Raw genomic sequence first — 17,645 nt, 5'->3', positions numbered from 1 at the left:
AACGCTCGGCTGGGAAACCCCAGCCGAGCGTCTGTCTAAACTGCTCGCCACCACACGTCAGTGATCACGTGTTGCGACGACCCCTGGAATTCGCCCATGGGAGCGGGCCTGGTGGCAACGAAGGCTTGGGTCAGGGTGCCTGAAGGTCGACCAGCCCGGCCAGCACCTCGCGGTGCGCCCCCGCCGTGCCGTACGCGAGGGAGTCCGCCTTGGCACGCTTGAGGTAGAGGTGGACGGGGTGCTCCCAGGTCATGCCGATGCCGCCGTGCAGTTGGACGGCTTCCTCGGCGGCATGGACGGCGACGGGCGCCGCGTACGCCTGGGCGACGGCGACCGCCACATCGGTGTCCTCGCTGCCGGTGGCGAGCGCGTCGGCGGCGTTCCGGGCGGCGGCGCGAGTGTTGACGACTTCCAGCCAAACCTGTGCGAGCCGGTGCTTGAGCGCCTGGAAACCGCCGACGGGCCGGTTGAACTGCTTGCGCTCCTTCAAGTAGCGGACCGTCTCCGTCAAGCACCAGTCGGCCAGGCCGAGTTGCTCGGACACGAGGAGTCCGGCACCGGCGCGCAGGGCGCGTTGCACAGCGGGTTCGGCATCCCCGAGCAGACGACCGGACGCCCCGTCGAGGGTCAACTTCGCCACCGGCCGGGTCAGGTCCAGGGACACCTGCGCAGTGACGGTCACGGCGGAAGCGTCGACCGCGTACAACCCGCCGTCGTCCGCGGGCACCAACAGCACGTCGGCGATGGCCGCGTCGGCGATGCCGGTCAACTCCCCGTGCAGGGCGCCGTTTTCATGCCGTACGACCTTGTAGGCGCCGCCGGGCGGCACGGGCAGGGCGACGGAGAGCGCACCCACAGTCCGTCCGGACGCCAGCGCGCCCAGCAGCTCCGCGGCCTCCTTGCCCTCGCAGGCGAGCAGCGCCTCCGTGGCGACGACGGCACTCGTCAGATACGGCACGGGCGCGACCGCGCGGCCCAACTCCTCCAGGACCACGGCGGCTTCGCGGTGCGTGGCGCCCTGGCCGCCCTGCGACTCGGGCACCAGGAGACCGGCGAGGCCCATCCCGTCGGTGAGCGCCTTCCACAGTTCGCGGTCGTGCGGCGCGTCCGACTCCGTGCGCACGATGACGCCCGCCGCGTCGCAGTGGTCGGCGAGGAGGTCGCGAACAGCGGCGCGCAGCGCCTCTTCCTCCTCCGAGTACAACAAGTCGCTCATCGCGCCAGGTCCTTCCATGCGACGTCCTTGTCGGTGCGCGGCTCGGAGGGCAGGCCCAGCACGCGTTCGGCGACGATGTTCAGCAGGACCTCGCTGGTCCCGCCCTCGATGCTGTTGCCCTTGGAGCGGAGATAGCGGTAGCCGGCGTCGCGGCCGGTGAAGTCGACCAACTCGGGTCGGCGCATGGTCCAGTCCTCGTACAACAGGCCTTCTTCGCCGAGGAGTTCGACCTCCAGGCCGCTGATCTCCTGGTTGAGGTGGGCGAAGGCGAGCTTCAGCCCGGAACCCTCGGGGCCGGGCTGCCCCGCGACGAGCTGCTGGCGCACCCGCTCGCCGGTGAGGCGGGCGACCTCGGCCTCGACCCACAGCTTCAGCAGCCTCTGGTGGAGGTCGTGGGTGCGCAGTTCGGGGCGTTCGCGCCAGGTCTTGGAGACCGGGCCGATCATGCCGCCCTCTCGTGGGATGCGCATACCGCCGATGGAGACGCGCTCGTTCATGAGCGTGGTCTGCGCGACCCGCCAGCCGTCGCCGACCTCGCCGAGGCGGTGTGCGTCCGGGATGCGCACGTCGGTGAGGAAGACCTCGTTGAACTCGGCCTCGCCGGTGATCTGACGCAGCGGCCGCACCTCGATGCCCGGGTCGGTCATGTCGCAGATGAAGTACGTGATGCCTCGGTGCTTGGGCACGTCCGGGTCGGTGCGGGCGATGAGGATGGCCCAGCGGGCGAGGTGGGCGCTGGACGTCCACACCTTCTGGCCGTTCACCACCCAGCTTCCCCCACTCTCGGCTTCGCTCGAGCGGGAGGGGCCCCCATTGTCACGGACTGCCCGGGTACCGAGCGCGGCGAGGTCCGAACCGGCGCCCGGCTCGCTGAAGAGCTGGCACCAGACCTCCTCCCCGACCCAGAGCGGTCGCAGGAAACGCCTCTTCTGCTCCTCCGTGCCGTACCCGAGGATCGTCGGCGCGGCCATGCCGAGGCCGATACCGATCCGCCGCGGGTCGTTGTCGGGCGCGCCCGCGGTCTCCAACTCGGCGTCCACAACGGCCTGGAGCGTGCGCGGGGCACCGAGTCCGCCGAGCCCCTCGGGGTAGTGCACCCAGGCGAGTCCGGCATCGAAGCGGGCCTTGAGAAAGTCCGGTCGGTCCGTCGAAAGCGGCGGGTGTGCGGCCAGCAACTCCTGTGTACGGCGGCGCAGTTCGGCGGCGTCGGTCATGCGGTTGCTCCGTTCCCGAGCGTGGGGACCACGACGACGCGGCCCGTCGTGACGCCGTCGGCGACGCGCTGCACGGCCGCCGCTGCACCGCCGAGCGGCACGCGCTCGCTCACCAGCGGCTTGATCGCGCCCTGCGCGGCCAGCTCGGTGAGCCGCTCGTGGCAGTGCTGGACCAGCTTCGGGTTCTTGGTGTTGTAGAGGCCCCAGTGCAGGCCGAGGATCGAGTAGTTCTTCACGAGGGCGTGGTTCAGCGCCGCACTCGGAATGGACCCGCTCGCGAAGCCCACGACGACGATCCGGCCCTCGAAGGCGACGACCTTGGTGGACTGGGTGTACGCCTCACCACCGACGGGGTCGTAGATCACGTCGGCGCCCCGCCCTCCGGTGGCTTCCTTCACGGCGCCGATGACATCCTGCGTGCGCCGGTCGATGACGACGTCGCACCCCAGCTCGCGGGCGACGGCGGCCTTGTCGGCCCCGCCCACGACGCCGATGACCGTGGCGCCGGCGGCCTTGCCGAGCTGCACGGCGGCGCTGCCGACGCCTCCGGCAGCCGCGTGCACGAGGAGGGTCTCGCCCGCTTCCAGGCCGGCGCGCCGGTGCAGACCGAACCAGCCCGTCTGGTAACCGATGTGCAGGGCTGCCGCCTCGGCGTCGTCGAGGGCGTCCGGCGCGGGCAGCAGAGCTGCGGCATCCGCGACGGTGTACTCGGCGAAACCGCCGTACGGCAGTGCGGGGTTGGCGAGTACGCGGCGGCCGTCCTCCGTCTCGCCGCAGATCTCCACACCGGGTGTGAACGGCAGCGGCGGCCTGACCTGGTACTGCCCACGGCACATCAGCGCGTCCGGGAAGTTGATGTTCGCCGCGCGCACCTTGAGCAGGACCTGGCCCTCGGCGGGCACCGGCCGCTCCACGTCGTCGAGGCGCATCACCTCACCCGGCTCGCCGTTCTGGTGCACTTGCCATGCCTGCATGCGGGGCCTCCACGCGACTTCTTCGTCTGACCGGGGTCCATTGCATACTAAGCGGTCGCTTGCCGATCAGGGAACAGTCGCGTGCGTCACGACCGGCTGGGTCGCGCCCTGACGTGCATCCGCTCGCCCTGTGGCCCGAACAGACTCAGGAACTCCGCGGGCCCCTCACCCGTCGAACCGAACCAGTGCGGTACCCGGGTGTCGAATTCCGCGGCCTCCCCCGGCTCCAGGACGACGTCGTGATCGCCGAGCACGAGCCGCAGGCGCCCGGCGAGCACGTACAGCCACTCGTAGCCCTCATGGGTCCGCGGTTCGGGCTCCATCCTGCGAACGGGTTCGAGCACCTTGAACGCCTGGAGTCCGCCGGGCTGCCGGGTGAGCGGCCAGTACGTACGACCGTGCCGCAGGATCGGCTTCGACCGCACCCGGGGGTCGTCGACCGGCGGCGCCCCGACCAGCTCGTCCAGTGCCACCTGGTGGGCGCGGGCGATGGGCAGCAACAGCTCCAGGCTGGGCTTGCGCAGCCCGGACTCCAACCGCGACAACGTGCTCACCGAGATGCCGGTCGCCTCGGACAGGCCCGCGAGCGTCGCCCCCCGCTCCTTCCGGATCCGCCGCAGCCGCGGCCCGACCTCGGCCAGCACCTCATCCGTCTGGGAGTCCTCGTTCACGCCCGTGTCACCCGTGCCCGTGTCGCTCATCGCCGCGTCACTCATGCCTGCGTCCCTCATCCCCATATTGCAGAATCGGCAAAGCCATTTGTCAATTCTGCCACCTCCGAGGGACCTTCTCCATGGAGGTGGTCACCATGACCGAGAGGTACGAAGCGATCGTCATCGGCGGCGGCGCGGCAGGACTGTCGGCCGCGCTCGTCCTGGGGCGCGCCCGGCGCTCCACCCTGGTCGTCGACGCGGGCGAGCCGCGCAACGCGCCCGCCGCGCACATGCAGGGCTATCTGACGCGAGACGGCATGCCGCCCGCGGAGTTCCTCGCCGAGGGGCGGCGGGAGATCGAGCGGTACGGCGTGGAGCTGGTCCCAGGCCGTGCGGTGGACGTGGTCCGGGACGCTGCCGGGGAGTTCGACGTGACCCTGGAGGAAGGGCGGACCGTGCATGCGCGACGACTGGTCGTCGCCACCGGCCTCGCCGACGAGCTGCCGTCGGTGCCGGGTGTCGCCGAGCGGTTCGGGCGGGACGTCGTGCACTGCCCGTACTGCCACGGCTGGGAGGTCCGCGACCAGGCCTTCGGGGTACTGGCCACCACCCCGATGAGCGTGCACCAGGCGCTGATCGTCAGCCAGTGGTCGAAGGACGTGACCCTGTTCCTGCACACGGTCGCCGAGGACGGCCTGACGGACGACGACCTGCGCAGGCTCGCCGCGGCCGGGGTCTCCGTGGTGCCCGGCGAGGTCGCGGGGCTCGTCATCGACGACGACCGGCTCACGGGGGTGAGGCTCGCGGACGGCACGGTCCACGCCCGCGAGGTGGTGTTCGTCGCGCCCCGCGCGGTCCCGCGCACCGGTCTGCTGGAACGACTGGGCGCCGAGCTGCGGGAGACCCCCTTCGGCACGTATCCGGTGGTCGACGAAACCGGCCGGACGACGGTTCCCGGCGTATGGGCGGCGGGCAACGCGATGGGGTTCGCGGAGCAGGTCGTCAACGCGGCGAGCGGCGGCTACCGGGCGGGCGCCACGATCAACGGCGACCTGCTCTTCGCGGACCTCGACGCGGCCGTGCGCGTGTAAAGCGGGGCTGCGGGCGTAGAGCAGCCGTGTGCCTGCGAGGTCGCCCTCCAGGCGCAGGGCAGCCGTGCGCGTGTAAAGCAGGCCCCACGGGCGCAGAGCTGCCGTGCGGGTGTGTATCGGCCGGCTCCGTAGCACCATGGCTGCATGCTGCTGAGCCGGCTCGCCCATGTGTCCCAGGAGGTCGCCGCCACCTCGGCGCGGTCCCGGAAGACCGCTCTGCTCGCCGAGCTCTTCCGGGACGCCGAGGCGGACGACGTGCCGATCGTGATCCCGTACCTCGCGGGCCGCCTGCCACAGGGGCGCCTCGGCATCGGCTGGAAGATCCTCAGTACGCCCGTCTCCCCCGCGCCGGAACCAACGCTGACCGTCCGCGAGGTGGACGCCCGACTCACCGAACTCGGCGGGGTCTCCGGTAGCGGATCGCAGGCCGAACGCACGCGTCTGGTGGGCGAGTTGATGGCGGCGGCCACCGAGGACGAGCAGCGCTTCCTGTATGGGCTGCTCACCGGTGAGGTGCGGCAGGGCGCGCTGGACGCGGTGGCGGTCGAGGGGCTCGCCCAGGCGACCGGCGCGCCCGCTGCGGACGTACGACGGGCGGTGATGCTCGCCGGATCCTTGCAGACGGTGGCGCAGGCGCTGCTCTCCGACGGACCGGCGGCCCTTGACGGCTTCCGGCTCACCGTCGGCCGCCCGGTGCTGCCGATGCTGGCGCACACCGCCGCTTCGGTGTCCGAGGCGGTCGGCAAGCTCGGCGCCTGCGCGGTCGAGGAGAAGCTCGACGGCATCCGCGTTCAGGTCCACCGCGACGGCGACGACGTACGGATCTACACCCGCACTCTCGACGACATCACCGACCGGCTGCCGGAACTCACCACCGCTGCGCTGGAGTTGAAGCAGACGAGGTTCATCCTGGACGGCGAGGTGATCGCCCTGGACGAGAACGGGGTGCCGCGTTCCTTCCAGGAGATCGCCGGGCGGGTGGGCTCGCGCGTGGACGTGGCCACGGCCGCCGCCGCGGTGCCCGTCTCCCCCGTCTTCTTCGACGCGCTGTCCGTCGACGGGCACGATCTGCTGGACCTGCCGTTCACCGAGCGGCACGCGGAGCTGGCGCGGCTGGTGCCCGAGCCGATGCGCGTGCGGCGCACGATCGTGGCAGGTCCCGAAGACCTCGCCGCGGCGGAGAAGTTCCTCGCGGACACCCTCGCCCGTGGCCACGAGGGCGTCGTCTGCAAGGCCCTGGACGCCCCCTACAGCGCGGGCCGACGCGGCGCCTCCTGGCTCAAGGTCAAACCCGTACACACCCTTGACCTGGTGGTTCTCGCGGCCGAGTGGGGTCACGGGCGGCGCACGGGGAAGCTGTCCAACCTGCATCTGGGCGCGCGGAACGAGGACGGCTCCTTCGCCATGCTGGGCAAGACGTTCAAGGGCATGACCGACGCGATGCTGACCTGGCAGACCGAGCGCCTGAGGGAGCTGGCCGTCGAGGACAACGGCCACGTCGTGACCGTACGACCGGAACTCGTCGTGGAGATCGCGTACGACGGTCTGCAGAAGTCCACGCGTTACCCGGCCGGCGTGACCCTCCGCTTCGCCCGCGTGGTGCGTTACCGCGAGGACAAGACCCCGGCCGAGGCCGACACGGTCGAGACGCTGCTCGCCGCGCATCCCGAGGTGACCCGGTGAGTACAGGCAGGCGCAGCGCCGGACTACTGTTGTTCCGGCACACGGACCACGGCCTTGAGGTGTTGCTCGGCCATATGGGCGGCCCCTTCTTCGCGCGGCGGGACGCGGGCGCCTGGACCGTGCCCAAGGGCGAGTACGAGCCCGACGAGACCGCCTGGGACGCCGCGCGCCGCGAGTTCCAGGAGGAGCTGGGGCTGCCGCCGCCCGACGGCGAGGCCGTGCCGCTCGGCGAGGTCCGGCAGACCGGGGGCAAGGTCGTCACCGCCTGGGCGATCGAGGCCGATCTCGACCCGGCGACGGTGGTACCCGGCACCTTCGAGATGGAGTGGCCGCCGAAGTCGGGCCGCCGGCAGGAGTTCCCCGAGCTGGACCGGGTGGAGTGGCTGGGCCTTGACCGGGCCCGGGCACTGATCGTGAGGGCGCAGGCGGAGTTTCTGGACCGGCTGGCGGAGCACACGGGGTGAGGGCGGTGTCCGCACCGGCCCGCCAGTGAACCCTCCACGTTGCGCCGCACCCCGCCGCGCGGGAGGGTCGAAGAACAGCCAGCTTCAGGAGGTCGGCCATGCCCATCGCGACGGTGAACCCGGCGAACGGCGAGACGCTCAAGACGTACGACGCCCTCGGCGCCGAGGAGATCGAGCGCAGGCTCGCGACCGCCGAGGCCGCGTTCCACGCACATCGCACCACGTCCTTCGCCGAGCGGGCGCGCCTGCTCCACAAGGCCGCCGACCTCCTCGACGAGGACCAGCAGGACATCGGCCGGGTGATGACCATCGAGATGGGCAAGCCAGTCAAGCAGGCGCGCGCGGAGGCCGCGAAATGCGCCAAGTCGATGCACTGGTATGCCGACCACGCCGAGGAACTCCTCGCCGACGAGGAGCCGGCCGAGTCCGACGCCAAGGACTCCGGCGCCTCCCGGGTACTCGTGCGCTACCGCCCGCTGGGCCCGGTGCTTGCCGTCATGCCGTGGAACTTCCCGCTCTGGCAGGTCATCCGGTTCGCCGCGCCCGCCCTGATGGCGGGCAATGTGGGCCTGCTCAAGCACGCCTCGAACGTGCCGCAGACCGCCCTCTACCTGGAGGACCTCTTCCTGCGCGCGGGCTTCCCCGAGGGCTGTTTCCAGACGCTGCTCATCGGGTCAGGGGCCGTCGAGGACATCCTGCGCGACCCGCGCGTCAAGGCGGCCACGCTCACCGGGAGTGAACCGGCTGGGCGTGCGGTGGCCGCCGTCGCCGGGGACGAGGTCAAGAAGACGGTGCTGGAACTCGGCGGCAGCGATCCGTACGTCGTCATGCCGTCGGCCGACATCGAGCGGGCCGCGAAGACCGCGGTGACGGCACGGGTGCAGAACAACGGGCAGTCGTGCATCGCCGCCAAGCGGTTCATCGTGCACACGGACGTGTTCGACGCCTTCGCCGAGCGCTTCACGGCGGGTATGAAGGCCCTGAAGGTCGGTGACCCGCTGGACGAGGACACCGACGTCGGACCGGTCTCCACCGAGCAGGGCCGCAGCGACCTGGAAGAACTGGTCGACGACGCGGTCGAGGCCGGCGCGACGGTCCTGTGCGGTGCGGAACGGCCCGATGGACCCGGCTGGTACTACGCGCCGACGATCCTCACCGACATCACACCCGAGATGCGCATCCACCAGGAGGAGACCTTCGGGCCCGTGGCGACCCTCTACCGCGTGGCCGACCTGGACGAGGCGGTGGCCCTCGCCAACGACACACCGTTCGGGCTGAGTTCGAACGTGTGGACGCGCGACGCGACCGAGGTGGACCGGTTCGTCCGTGATCTGGAGGCGGGTGGCGTGTTCTTCAACGGGATGACGGCGTCCCACCCCGCGTTCCCGTTCGGCGGGGTGAAGCGGTCCGGCTACGGGCGTGAACTGTCGGGGCACGGAATCCGCGAGTTCTGCAACATCACCACCGTATGGCACGGAGCGTGAGCGTTCCGCGGTTACGATCCCCTCTGTGAACCGCGAAGTGACCCTGCCTCTGATCGTCGACGACCGCGGCACGTTGCAGGTGGCGGCCGCCGACGTCAGCAAACTGCTGCGCACGGTGGGCGGCCGGTGGCTGCATCTGGTGGAGGCCGGCCAGGACGGACTCGACGAGGACACGGTGGCGGCGCTCACGATCGAACTCGCCAAGCTCGCCGACCGCATCGACGTGGCCTGCATCGCGCACAGCAGTGGGACGACGTCCGACTGATCACCCGTGTCCGACTGATCAGCCCGAATCGACACGGCGTCAGTCGACGCCGTGTCGATTCGGTCGCCCGTCGAGCTCCCACAGGGCGTGCCAGAACCTCGCCTCGCAGCCCTGCAGCAGGCGGCCGTACCGGAGCACCTCGTCCTCGTCGACCCGTCCCGCGTCCAGCCCGGCCTGCACGGCGGACAGCGCCAGGCGCTCCAGCTCCGGCGCGGGCTCGGCGAAGAAGTCGAAGAAGCCACAGGCCTCGTCGTCGAAGCCGTACCGGCTGCGCAGGGCCTCCGCGATCGTCCCGCAATAGCCGCCCCACGCCGCGAAGTTGGCGCTCAGCGCGAGGACCACGTCGGCCGGTGAGCCGTTGAGTGCCAGCCAGGCGACGTAGGCGGGATAGGCCTGGCAGTCCGCGAGCGGCTCGTACGCGGCGGCCCGCGCCTCATCGACCCCGCACGCGGCGGCGTACGCGCCCAGCCTGTCCTGAGCCAGCGCCTCGCCCTCCGCGAGCGTGGCGAAGAAGGCGGCGCTCTGGGGCCCGGCGTCCGGCCGTACCGCCAGATGCAGGAACGCACGGCGGTCCGCGGCGATCACATGGCGCTGTTCGAGGGCGAGGACGGCGAGCGTGGAGCGCTGCGCCGCGCCTCGGGCGATCAAGGGCAGAAGGCGGTTGGCGTGGGGGTCCGGGGCAAGCTTCCCGGTGGCACTCTCCCGCAGGTCAGTGGCCGTCCTTGTCATCATGCGCCCCTTCGGTTCGGCGGTCTCCGAGCTCCTTCGACCAGGGTCCCACTCCTTGGGGCATGTCCCCGATCTGGAGTAATCCGACGCGATATCCACGCCCTCTCGGGTGATCGTGGGTGAACCACCCTTCCGCCGGGGGACGAACGGTTCCCCGGAAGGCGAAAGTAGGCGCTTCCTCATGGCGACTTTGTGCAGACCCGCGGTCTCAGTCCCCGAGTACGTGATCACAATGGAGGAGACGCTGGAGCTGGCACGCTCCCGTCACGCCGACCACCCCCAACTCCCCCTGGCCCTACGGCTGATCGAGAACACCGGCGTACGTACCCGGCACATCGTGCAGCCCATCGAGGAGACCCTCAAGCACCCGGGCTTCGAGGACCGCAACAGGGTCTACGCCAACGAGGCGAAGGCCCGCGTCCCCGCCGTCGTACAGCGCGCGCTGGACGACGCCGAGCTCCTCACCACCGACATCGACGTGATCATCTACGTGTCGTGCACCGGGTTCATGATGCCCTCGCTCACGGCCTGGCTGATCAACGCGATGGACTTCAGCAGCGACACCCGGCAGATACCCATAGCCCAGCTGGGCTGCGCGGCAGGCGGCGCCGCGGTCAACCGGGCGCACGACTTCTGCTCGGCCTACCCCGAGGCCAACGCGCTGATCGTCGCCTGCGAGTTCTGCTCGCTCTGCTACCAGCCCACCGACCTGGGCGTCGGCTCACTGCTCTGCAACGGTCTGTTCGGCGACGGCATCGCCGCCGCGGTCGTCCGCGGCAAGGGCGGCACCGGCATCTCGCTGGAGCGCAACGCCTCGTACCTGGTCCCCAAGACCGAGGACTGGATCATGTACGACGTCCGCGCCACCGGCTTCCACTTCCTGCTGGACAAGCGGGTTCCGGGCACGATGGAGCCGCTCGCCCCGGCGCTCCACAACCTCGCGCGTCAGCACGGCTGGAACGCCTCCGACCTGGACTTCTACATCATCCACGCGGGCGGCCCGAGGATCCTGGACGACCTCAGCAAGTTCCTCGAGGTCCCGCCGGACGCCTTCCGGTTCAGCCGGGCCACCCTCACCGAGTACGGGAACATCGCCAGCGCCGTCGTCCTGGACGCGCTGCGCCGGCTGTTCGACGAGGGCGGCGCGGAGCACGCCGCACGCGGAATGCTGGCCGGCTTCGGCCCCGGTATCACCGCGGAGATGTCACTTGGCCGCTGGAACAATGGAACCGACGAAACGACGTGACCTGGATGACCGAGAAGACGATCACCGAGCCCTTGCCTCCCGTACGCCACTGGCCGGCGCTCAACCTGACCGGCGTGGACTTCGACCCGGTCCTGACCGAGCTGATGCGCGAGGGCCCCATCACCCGGATCCAGCTGCCCAATGGCGACGGCTGGGCCTGGCTGGTGACGCGGTACGACGACGTCCGCATGGTGACCAACGACTCCCGCTTCAGCCGTGAGGCCGTCATGGGGCGGCAGGTCACCCGGCTCGCCCCGCACTTCATCCCCTCGGCGGGCGCGGTGGGCTTCCTCGACCCGCCCGATCACACGCGGCTGCGCCGCTCGGTGGCCGCGGCCTTCACGGCGCGGGGAGTCGAGCGGCTGCGCGACAGTGCCCGGCGAATGCTCGACGAACTCGTCGACGAGATGCTCGACGCCGGTCCGACCGCCGATCTCACCGCGGCGATCCTGAGCCCCTTCCCCATCGCCGTCATCTGCGAGCTGATGGGCGTCCCGGCCACCGACCGGCACCTGATGCACACCTGGACCGGGCTGATCCTGTCCTCCTCGCACGGCGCCGAGGTCAGCGAGAAGGCCAAGAACGAGATGGGCGCGTACTTCACGAAGCTCATCGGCGAGCGCGCCGAAAGCACGGGCGAGGACGTCGGTTCGCTGCTCGGCGCGGCCGTGGGCAAGGGCGAGATCACCATGGACGAGGCCGTCGGTCTCGCGGTGCTCCTGCAGATCGGCGGCGAGGCGGTCACCAACAACAGCGGGCAGATGTTCTACATCCTGATGACCCGCCCCAAGCTGGCCGACCAGCTCCGTGCCGATCCGGCGATCCGGCCCCAGGCCATCGACGAACTGCTGCGCTACATCCCGCACCGCAGCGCCGTCGGCCTCTCCCGGATCGCCATGGAGGACGTCGAGATCAGCGGCGTACGGATCCGGGAGGGCGACGCGGTGTACGTGTCGTACCTGGCCGCCAACCGCGACCCGAAGGTCTTTGCGGACCCCGAGATGATCGACTTCTCACGCAACCCGAACCCACATGTGTCGTTCGGCTTCGGCCCGCACTACTGCCCGGGCGGCATGCTCGCCAGGCTGGAGTCCGAGCTGATGGTCGACGCGCTCCTGGACCGGGTGCCGGGGCTGCGGCTCGCCGTACCGCCGGATCAGGTCCCCTTCAGAAAGGGCGCGTTGATCCGCGGGCCCGAGGCACTGCCCGTGACGTGGTGAGCGGCGGATGACAGCGTCCGAGGGGCTGCTCGTACCGCCCGGTCACGGGCGGGTCGTGCAGACGCCCGCCCAGCACGTGACGTTCAAGGTCACCGGCTCGCACTCGCGCATGGCGTCCACCTTCGAGGTCGTGGTGCCCCCCGGCTTCGACGTGGGAGCCCATGTGCACACGCGCAGCGAGGAGTTGTTCTACGTCCTCGAAGGCGAGCTGGACGTTCTCGCCTTCGAGCCGCGGGTGCGGACACCCGACAAGTGGCAGCGGTGGGAGTCGAGTTCGGGCACCCGCGTGGTGCGGGCGACCCCGGGCACGGTCATCGTCGTACCCCCGGGATGTCCGCACGCGTTCTCCAACCCGACCGAGACGCCCGCGAAGATGTTCTTCCAGGCGTCACCGCCGCCGGACCACGAGCGGTACTTCGAGGAACTGCTGGAGATCCTGAGCCCGGGCGGTCCACCGGACTGCGCGGCGATCGAGGAACTCCGGGCGAGGTACGACATCGAGCAGCTCACACCTCTGAAACACCGCTGAGGGCGGCTTCCGGGCCCTTCCACTCGACGAGCCGGCCCCTTCAGCGGACCTGCCGCGTCAGCGGATCGGCATCCCCGACAGGGTGCGCGCGATCACGAGCCGCTGGATCTCGCTCGTGCCCTCGAAGATCGTGTAGATCGCGGCGTCGCGGTGCATGCGCTCCACCGGGTACTCGCGGGTGTAGCCGTTGCCGCCGAGGATCTGGATCGCCTGCCCGGTGACCTTCTTCGCGGTCTCGCTGGCGAACAGCTTCGACATCGAGCCCTCGGCGGCGGTGAACGGCTTGCCGTTGACCGCCATCCAGGAGGCGCGCCAGGTCAGCAGTCGCGCCGCGTCGATCGACGTCCGCATGTCGGCAAGTTGGAAGGCGACGCCCTGGTTGTCGATGATCGGGCGCCCGAATTGCTCGCGCGTCATCGCGTATTCGAGGGCGACCTCGTACGCGGCCCGCGCGGTGCCCACCGCCATGGCGGCGACCGCCGGACGGGACGCCTCGAACGTGGCCATCGCCGCGTTCTTCACTCGCTCACCGCCGGACTTGGCACGCTCACGGGCCCGGGCGAGGCGCTCGTCCAGCTTCTCCTTGCCGCCGAGGAGGCAGGAGCCGGGGACGCGGGCGTTCTCCAGGACGACCTCGGCGGTGTGCGAGGCGCGGATGCCGTGCTTCTTGAACTTCTGGCCCTGAGACAGGCCCGGCGTGCCCGGCGGGACGATGAAGGAGGCATGGCCCTTGGAGCCGAGCTCCGAGTCGACGACCGCGACCACGACGTGGACGTTGGCTATGCCGCCGTTGGTCGCCCAGGTCTTGGTTCCGTTGAGGACCCACTCGTCCTTGGCCTCGTCGTAGACGGCACGGGTGCGCATGGAGGCCACGTCGGAGCCGGCGTCAGGCTCGGAGGAGCAGAAGGCCGCGACTTTGACATCGCCTGCGTCGCCGTACATCTGGGGGATCCAGGTGCCGATCTGCTCCTCGGTGCCGTTGGCGAGGACGCCCACGGCGGCGAGGCCGGTGCCGACGATCGACAGGGCTATGCCCGCGTCGCCCCAGAACAGTTCCTCCATGGCCATGGGTATGCCGAGCCCGGTGGGGTCGAAGTACTGCTGCGCATAGAAGTCCAGGGAGTAGATGCCGACCTTCGCGGCCTCCTGGATGACCGGCCACGGCGTCTCTTCACGCTCGTCCCATTCGGCGGCGGCGGGGCGGATCACATCGGCGGCGAAGCCGTGGATCCAGTCCCGCACCTCCTTCTGGTCGTCGTTGAGCTCCATCGTGAACTCGGCCATGACCCCTCCAACAATGCACTAAAGTGTTACTTGCGGTAACTGGAGTCTGTTACTGACCAGTAGGAAAAGTCAACTCCCGGGCCCCGCTCGGCAGCCCGTTCGATACACATGCGCCATTGAGTGTTAGTTTGCGCAGGCGTCACCGAATCAGCACGGGTGGGGAGACACCATGGACACCACACAGCGGACCGATCAGCAGAGGTCCGCCGACCGCCGTCGGCGCGAGCTGCTGGAGGCCGCGGACAGAGTGGTTCTGCGTGACGGCCCCGGAGCCTCGATGAACGCCATCGCCGCCGAGGCGGGCATCACCAAGCCGATCCTCTACCGCCACTTCGGCGACAAGGGCGGACTCTACGCCGCGCTCGCCAAGCGGCACACCGACGCCCTCCTCGGATCACTTCGCGCCGCGCTGGACGCGCCGGCCGAGCGCCGCGAGCGCGTCGAGGCCACGCTCGACACGTACTTGGCGGCCATCGAGGCGCACCCTCAGGTCTACCGCTTCCTGATGCACCCCACCGAGGGCGGCCAGCCCGGCGACCCGGGGTTCGACGTGAGCAAGCACTCCCTGCCGCTGCTGCGCCGCATGGGCGAGGAGCTCGCCGAGGTCATCGAGGAACGGGTGGATCTCGGGCCCGACAGTCAGCAGCTCGCTCGGGTGTGGGGACACGGGATCGTCGGCATGATGCATGCGGCCGGGGACTGGTGGATGGGCGAACGGCCTTGCTCTCGGGCCGAGTTGGTACGGAGTCTCGCCGACCTGCTGTGGGGGCGGTTGGCCGCCGCCGGGGACCGTGTCGGCGGCCCGGGGTTCTGACGGCCGTCTTTCGACTGCGGACCGTATGTGGCTGGTCGCGCCCACGCGGCGGAGCCGCAAATCGGCACAGCCCCGCGCTCCTACGGGGCGCTCCAGGGCGCCCGCGCCGCCTGCCTCATGACCCGACGGTGGCGCCAGCCGGTGAGCCGGTCCACATACAGGCCTCCCTCCACGTGGTCGCACTCGTGCTGCAGGCACCGTGCGAACCAGCCGGTGCCGTGCACCCGCACCCGGTCGCCGTCCACCGTGAAGCCCTCGACGACGGCGTGGTCGTACCGCTCGGTCCCCGCCTCAAGGCCCGGCAGGGACAGACAGCCTTCCGGGCCACGCAGGACCACACCGTCCGCTTCGACGAGACGTGGGTTCACCACATGGCCGACATGGCGGACGTCCTCGTCGTCGGGACAGTCGTATACGAACACCCGCAACGACTCGCCGACCTGGTTCGCGGCGAGGCCGACGCCCGGGGCGGCGTACATCGTCGCGAACATGTCCTCGACGAGTCGGGCGAGTTGGGGGCCGAAGTCGGTGACCTCCGCGCACGGTGTGTGCAGGACGGGGTCGCCGAGCAGGGCGATGGGCAGGACGCGCCCTCGGGAGCCCGGGATGGAGCCGTGTCGCATGGCCGCAAGGGTACGGTCCTTGGTGGCGCGCGAATGTCGCGCGGGCACCGTCGTGGTGCCGCGATTCGGGCGCGTGAGTGGATCTCGATAGGCTGAGGGCCACACGATGCCGGGGGCAGAGGCGCGGCGCGTACGCAAGGAGGATCGGACACGATGTCAGGCAACTCGGACCCGCTGACGCCGCGGGCCAAGCTGGCCGTGACGGCGGGCAAGGCGGCAGCGGCCGTCTCGCGTGCCGCCGGACGCGGCAGCGGATCGGTGATCGGCGGCCGGGTGGCACTCAAACTCGACCCCGACCTGCTCGCACGGCTCGCCACGCACCTGGACGTCATCCTGGTGTCGGCCACCAACGGCAAGACCACCACGACCCGGCTGATCGCGGAGGCGCTGCGCGCCGCGGGCCCGGTCGTGTCCAACGCGCTGGGCGCGAACATGCCCGCCGGTATCACCTCGGCGCTGGCCGGGGGTTCGGACTCCAGGTACGCGGTCATCGAGGTCGACGAGAAGTACCTCTCCGGTGTCGCGCGGGACACCGACCCCAAGTGCATCGCACTGCTCAACCTCTCCCGCGACCAGCTCGACCGGGCCGCCGAGACCCGGATGATGGCCGAGCACTGGCGCGAGGGTCTGGCCGGTTCCAAGGCCGTCGTGATCGCCAACGCCGACGACCCGCTGGTCGTGTGGGCCGCGTCCTCCTCGCCCAACGTGGTGTGGGTCGCCGCCGGTCAGATGTGGAAGGACGACGCCTGGTCCTGCCCGTCCTGCGGCGGTGTGATGCAGCGCCCCGGTGACGACTGGTACTGCGGCGAGTGCGGCTTCCGCCGTCCGACGCCGAGCTGGGCGCTCTCCGGCGACCACGTCCTGGACCCGCACGGCTCGGCCTGGCCGATCCACCTCCAGCTGCCGGGCCGCGCCAACAAGGCGAACGCCGCGTCCTCGGCCGCCGTCGCCGCCGTCTTCGGCGTGCCGCCGCAAGTCGCCCTGGAACGCATGTACCAGGTGCAGGCGGTGGCCGGGCGCTACGACGTGGTGCAGTTCATGCAGCGCGACCTGCGTCTGCTGCTCGCGAAGAACCCCGCGGGCTGGCTGGAGACGTTCTCGCTGATCGACCCGCCGCCGACCCCGGTCATCCTCTCGGTGAACGCGCGCGGCGCCGACGGCACGGACACGTCCTGGCTGTGGGACGTCGACTACACACAGCTCACCGGTCACCCGATCTTCGTTCTCGGCGACCGCAAACTGGACCTCGCCGTGCGCCTGGAGGTGGCGAACCAGCAGTTCCAGGTATGCGAGAACCTCGACCAGGCCGTGCAGCTGGCGCCGCCCGGACGCATCGAGGTCGTCGCGAACTACACCGCTTTCCAGGACCTGAGGCGTCGTGTCGGCAACTGAGCCACGAAGGACGAAGAAGATGAGTGACAACAGCCTGCGTCTCGTGTGGATCTACCCGGACCTGCTGAGCACCTACGGCGACCAGGGCAACGCCCTGGTCGTGGAGCGCCGGGCCCGTCAGCGCGGCCTCGACGTGGCCCGTCTCGACGTGCGCAGCGATCAGCCGATCCCCACCTCGGGTGACATCTACCTGATCGGCGGCGGCGAGGACAGGCCGCAGCGGCTCGCGGCGGAACGGCTGCGCCGCGACGGCGGTCTGCACCGCGCGGTCGGCAACGGCGCGATCGTCTTCTCGGTGTGCGCCGGCTACCAGATCCTCGGCCACGAGTTCATCAACGACCTCGGGCAGCGCGAGCCGGGCCTCGGTCTGCTCGACGTGACGTCCGTGCGCGGCGAGGGCGAGCGGTGCGTCGGTGACGTGCTCGCGGACCTCGACCCGCGCCTCGGCCTCCCTCAGCTGACCGGCTTCGAGAACCACCAGGGCGTCACCCATCTCGGCCCCACCGCGCGCCCGTTCGCGAACGTGCGGCTCGGCAAGGGCAACGGCACGGGCGACGGCACCGAGGGCGCGTACAACGACACCGTCTTCGGTACGTACATGCACGGACCTGTCCTCGCCCGCAACCCGCTGATCGCGGACCTGCTGCTGAAGCTGGCGCTGGACGTGAACGCGCTGCCGCCGATCGACGACCGCTGGTACGAGGCGCTCCGCAACGAGCGCATCACGGCCGCGCAGCAGCCCGCCTGACCGCGGCCGGACTGTC

At 70.5% G+C, this 17,645-nt stretch carries 18 protein-coding genes; 11 read left to right on the top strand and 7 right to left on the bottom strand.

Annotation, left to right across the window (positions count from 1 at the left end):
• Positions 1-130 precede the first annotated feature (130 nt).
• The 4 genes from AB0N66_RS39735 to AB0N66_RS39720 all read right to left on the bottom strand — a co-directional run bounded on the left by AB0N66_RS39735 (position 131) and on the right by AB0N66_RS39720 (position 4,105).
• The gene (locus AB0N66_RS39735; protein WP_365444896.1) at positions 131-1,216 is read right to left on the bottom strand and encodes an acyl-CoA dehydrogenase family protein; all 1,086 of its coding nucleotides are present in this window, start codon (positions 1,214-1,216) and stop codon (positions 131-133) included.
• The gene (locus AB0N66_RS39730; protein ID WP_365444893.1) at positions 1,213-2,430 is read right to left on the bottom strand and encodes an acyl-CoA dehydrogenase family protein; all 1,218 of its coding nucleotides are present in this window, start codon (positions 2,428-2,430) and stop codon (positions 1,213-1,215) included. The genes AB0N66_RS39735 and AB0N66_RS39730 overlap by 4 nt, the downstream gene beginning before the upstream one ends.
• Entirely contained in the window at positions 2,427-3,404 is a 978-nt protein-coding gene (locus tag AB0N66_RS39725; protein ID WP_365444890.1) for an NADPH:quinone oxidoreductase family protein, read from the bottom strand. Before AB0N66_RS39725 ends, AB0N66_RS39730 begins: the two co-directional genes overlap by 4 nt.
• Before the next feature lie 86 nt (positions 3,405-3,490).
• The gene (locus AB0N66_RS39720; RefSeq protein WP_365444903.1) at positions 3,491-4,105 is read right to left on the bottom strand and encodes an XRE family transcriptional regulator; all 615 of its coding nucleotides are present in this window, start codon (positions 4,103-4,105) and stop codon (positions 3,491-3,493) included.
• 107 nt (positions 4,106-4,212) lie between these two features.
• On the opposite strand from AB0N66_RS39720, the gene AB0N66_RS39715 reads away from it, so the two are divergent.
• The 5 genes from AB0N66_RS39715 (at position 4,213) to AB0N66_RS39695 (ending at position 9,044) form a co-directional block, all read left to right on the top strand.
• Entirely contained in the window at positions 4,213-5,148 is a 936-nt protein-coding gene (locus tag AB0N66_RS39715) for an NAD(P)/FAD-dependent oxidoreductase (RefSeq protein WP_365444887.1), read from the top strand.
• Between the two features lie 144 nt (positions 5,149-5,292).
• On the top strand, positions 5,293-6,831 hold the full coding sequence (locus AB0N66_RS39710) for an ATP-dependent DNA ligase (protein WP_365444884.1): 1,539 nt from the start codon (positions 5,293-5,295) through the stop codon (positions 6,829-6,831).
• The gene (locus AB0N66_RS39705; protein ID WP_365444881.1) at positions 6,828-7,295 is read left to right on the top strand and encodes an NUDIX domain-containing protein; all 468 of its coding nucleotides are present in this window, start codon (positions 6,828-6,830) and stop codon (positions 7,293-7,295) included. Before AB0N66_RS39710 ends, AB0N66_RS39705 begins: the two co-directional genes overlap by 4 nt.
• 98 nt (positions 7,296-7,393) lie before the next feature.
• Positions 7,394-8,779 (top strand): NADP-dependent succinic semialdehyde dehydrogenase, encoded by a 1,386-nt coding sequence (locus tag AB0N66_RS39700; RefSeq protein WP_365444878.1) that lies wholly within the window; start codon positions 7,394-7,396, stop codon positions 8,777-8,779.
• A 25-nt stretch (positions 8,780-8,804) separates the two neighbouring features.
• Positions 8,805-9,044 carry a DUF6213 family protein gene (locus tag AB0N66_RS39695; protein WP_266468554.1) on the top strand — a complete coding sequence of 80 codons (240 nt, stop codon included), beginning with the start codon at positions 8,805-8,807 and terminating at the stop codon, positions 9,042-9,044.
• Between the two features lie 39 nt (positions 9,045-9,083).
• On the opposite strand, the gene AB0N66_RS39690 is transcribed toward AB0N66_RS39695, so the two are convergent.
• Positions 9,084-9,773 (bottom strand): transcriptional regulator, encoded by a 690-nt coding sequence (locus AB0N66_RS39690; RefSeq protein WP_365444900.1) that lies wholly within the window; start codon positions 9,771-9,773, stop codon positions 9,084-9,086.
• 181 nt (positions 9,774-9,954) lie between these two features.
• Here AB0N66_RS39690 and AB0N66_RS39685 point away from each other — a divergent pair, with 181 nt between their 5' ends.
• From AB0N66_RS39685 to AB0N66_RS39675, 3 genes are read left to right on the top strand one after another with little or no spacing between them, the layout of a single operon-like run.
• Positions 9,955-11,019, top strand: coding sequence for a type III polyketide synthase (locus AB0N66_RS39685; RefSeq protein WP_365444875.1), 1,065 nt, complete (start codon positions 9,955-9,957; stop codon positions 11,017-11,019).
• A gap of 5 nt (positions 11,020-11,024) precedes the next feature.
• Positions 11,025-12,239, top strand: coding sequence for a cytochrome P450 (locus AB0N66_RS39680; RefSeq protein WP_365444872.1), 1,215 nt, complete (start codon positions 11,025-11,027; stop codon positions 12,237-12,239).
• Between the two features lie 7 nt (positions 12,240-12,246).
• The gene (locus AB0N66_RS39675) at positions 12,247-12,768 is read left to right on the top strand and encodes a cupin domain-containing protein (RefSeq protein WP_365444869.1); all 522 of its coding nucleotides are present in this window, start codon (positions 12,247-12,249) and stop codon (positions 12,766-12,768) included.
• Between the two features lie 57 nt (positions 12,769-12,825).
• On the opposite strand, the gene AB0N66_RS39670 is transcribed toward AB0N66_RS39675, so the two are convergent.
• Positions 12,826-14,052 carry an acyl-CoA dehydrogenase family protein gene (locus tag AB0N66_RS39670; RefSeq protein ID WP_365444866.1) on the bottom strand — a complete coding sequence of 409 codons (1,227 nt, stop codon included), beginning with the start codon at positions 14,050-14,052 and terminating at the stop codon, positions 12,826-12,828.
• A gap of 169 nt (positions 14,053-14,221) precedes the next feature.
• Here AB0N66_RS39670 and AB0N66_RS39665 point away from each other — a divergent pair, with 169 nt between their 5' ends.
• Positions 14,222-14,866 (top strand): TetR family transcriptional regulator, encoded by a 645-nt coding sequence (locus AB0N66_RS39665; protein WP_365444863.1) that lies wholly within the window; start codon positions 14,222-14,224, stop codon positions 14,864-14,866.
• A gap of 80 nt (positions 14,867-14,946) precedes the next feature.
• Here AB0N66_RS39665 and def read toward each other — a convergent pair whose 3' ends face one another.
• Positions 14,947-15,489 (bottom strand): peptide deformylase, encoded by a 543-nt coding sequence (def, locus tag AB0N66_RS39660; RefSeq protein ID WP_365444860.1) that lies wholly within the window; start codon positions 15,487-15,489, stop codon positions 14,947-14,949.
• 153 nt (positions 15,490-15,642) lie between these two features.
• Between def and AB0N66_RS39655 the strand changes: the two genes are divergently transcribed.
• Together AB0N66_RS39655 and AB0N66_RS39650 are read left to right on the top strand one after the other, a co-directional pair.
• Positions 15,643-16,881 carry a MurT ligase domain-containing protein gene (locus AB0N66_RS39655; RefSeq protein ID WP_365444857.1) on the top strand — a complete coding sequence of 413 codons (1,239 nt, stop codon included), beginning with the start codon at positions 15,643-15,645 and terminating at the stop codon, positions 16,879-16,881.
• Between the two features lie 19 nt (positions 16,882-16,900).
• A complete protein-coding gene (locus tag AB0N66_RS39650) occupies positions 16,901-17,629 on the top strand; it encodes a glutamine amidotransferase (RefSeq protein ID WP_365444854.1) in 729 nt (242 codons plus the stop codon).
• The last annotated feature ends 16 nt before the right edge of the window (positions 17,630-17,645 follow it).

It is taken from the genome of Streptomyces sp. NPDC093544 (assembly GCF_040683495.1).
Taxonomy (GTDB): Bacteria; Actinomycetota; Actinomycetes; order Streptomycetales; family Streptomycetaceae; genus Streptomyces.
The sequence above is the reverse complement of the archived record's forward strand: the minus strand, read 5'-3'. Positions and strand labels throughout refer to the sequence as shown.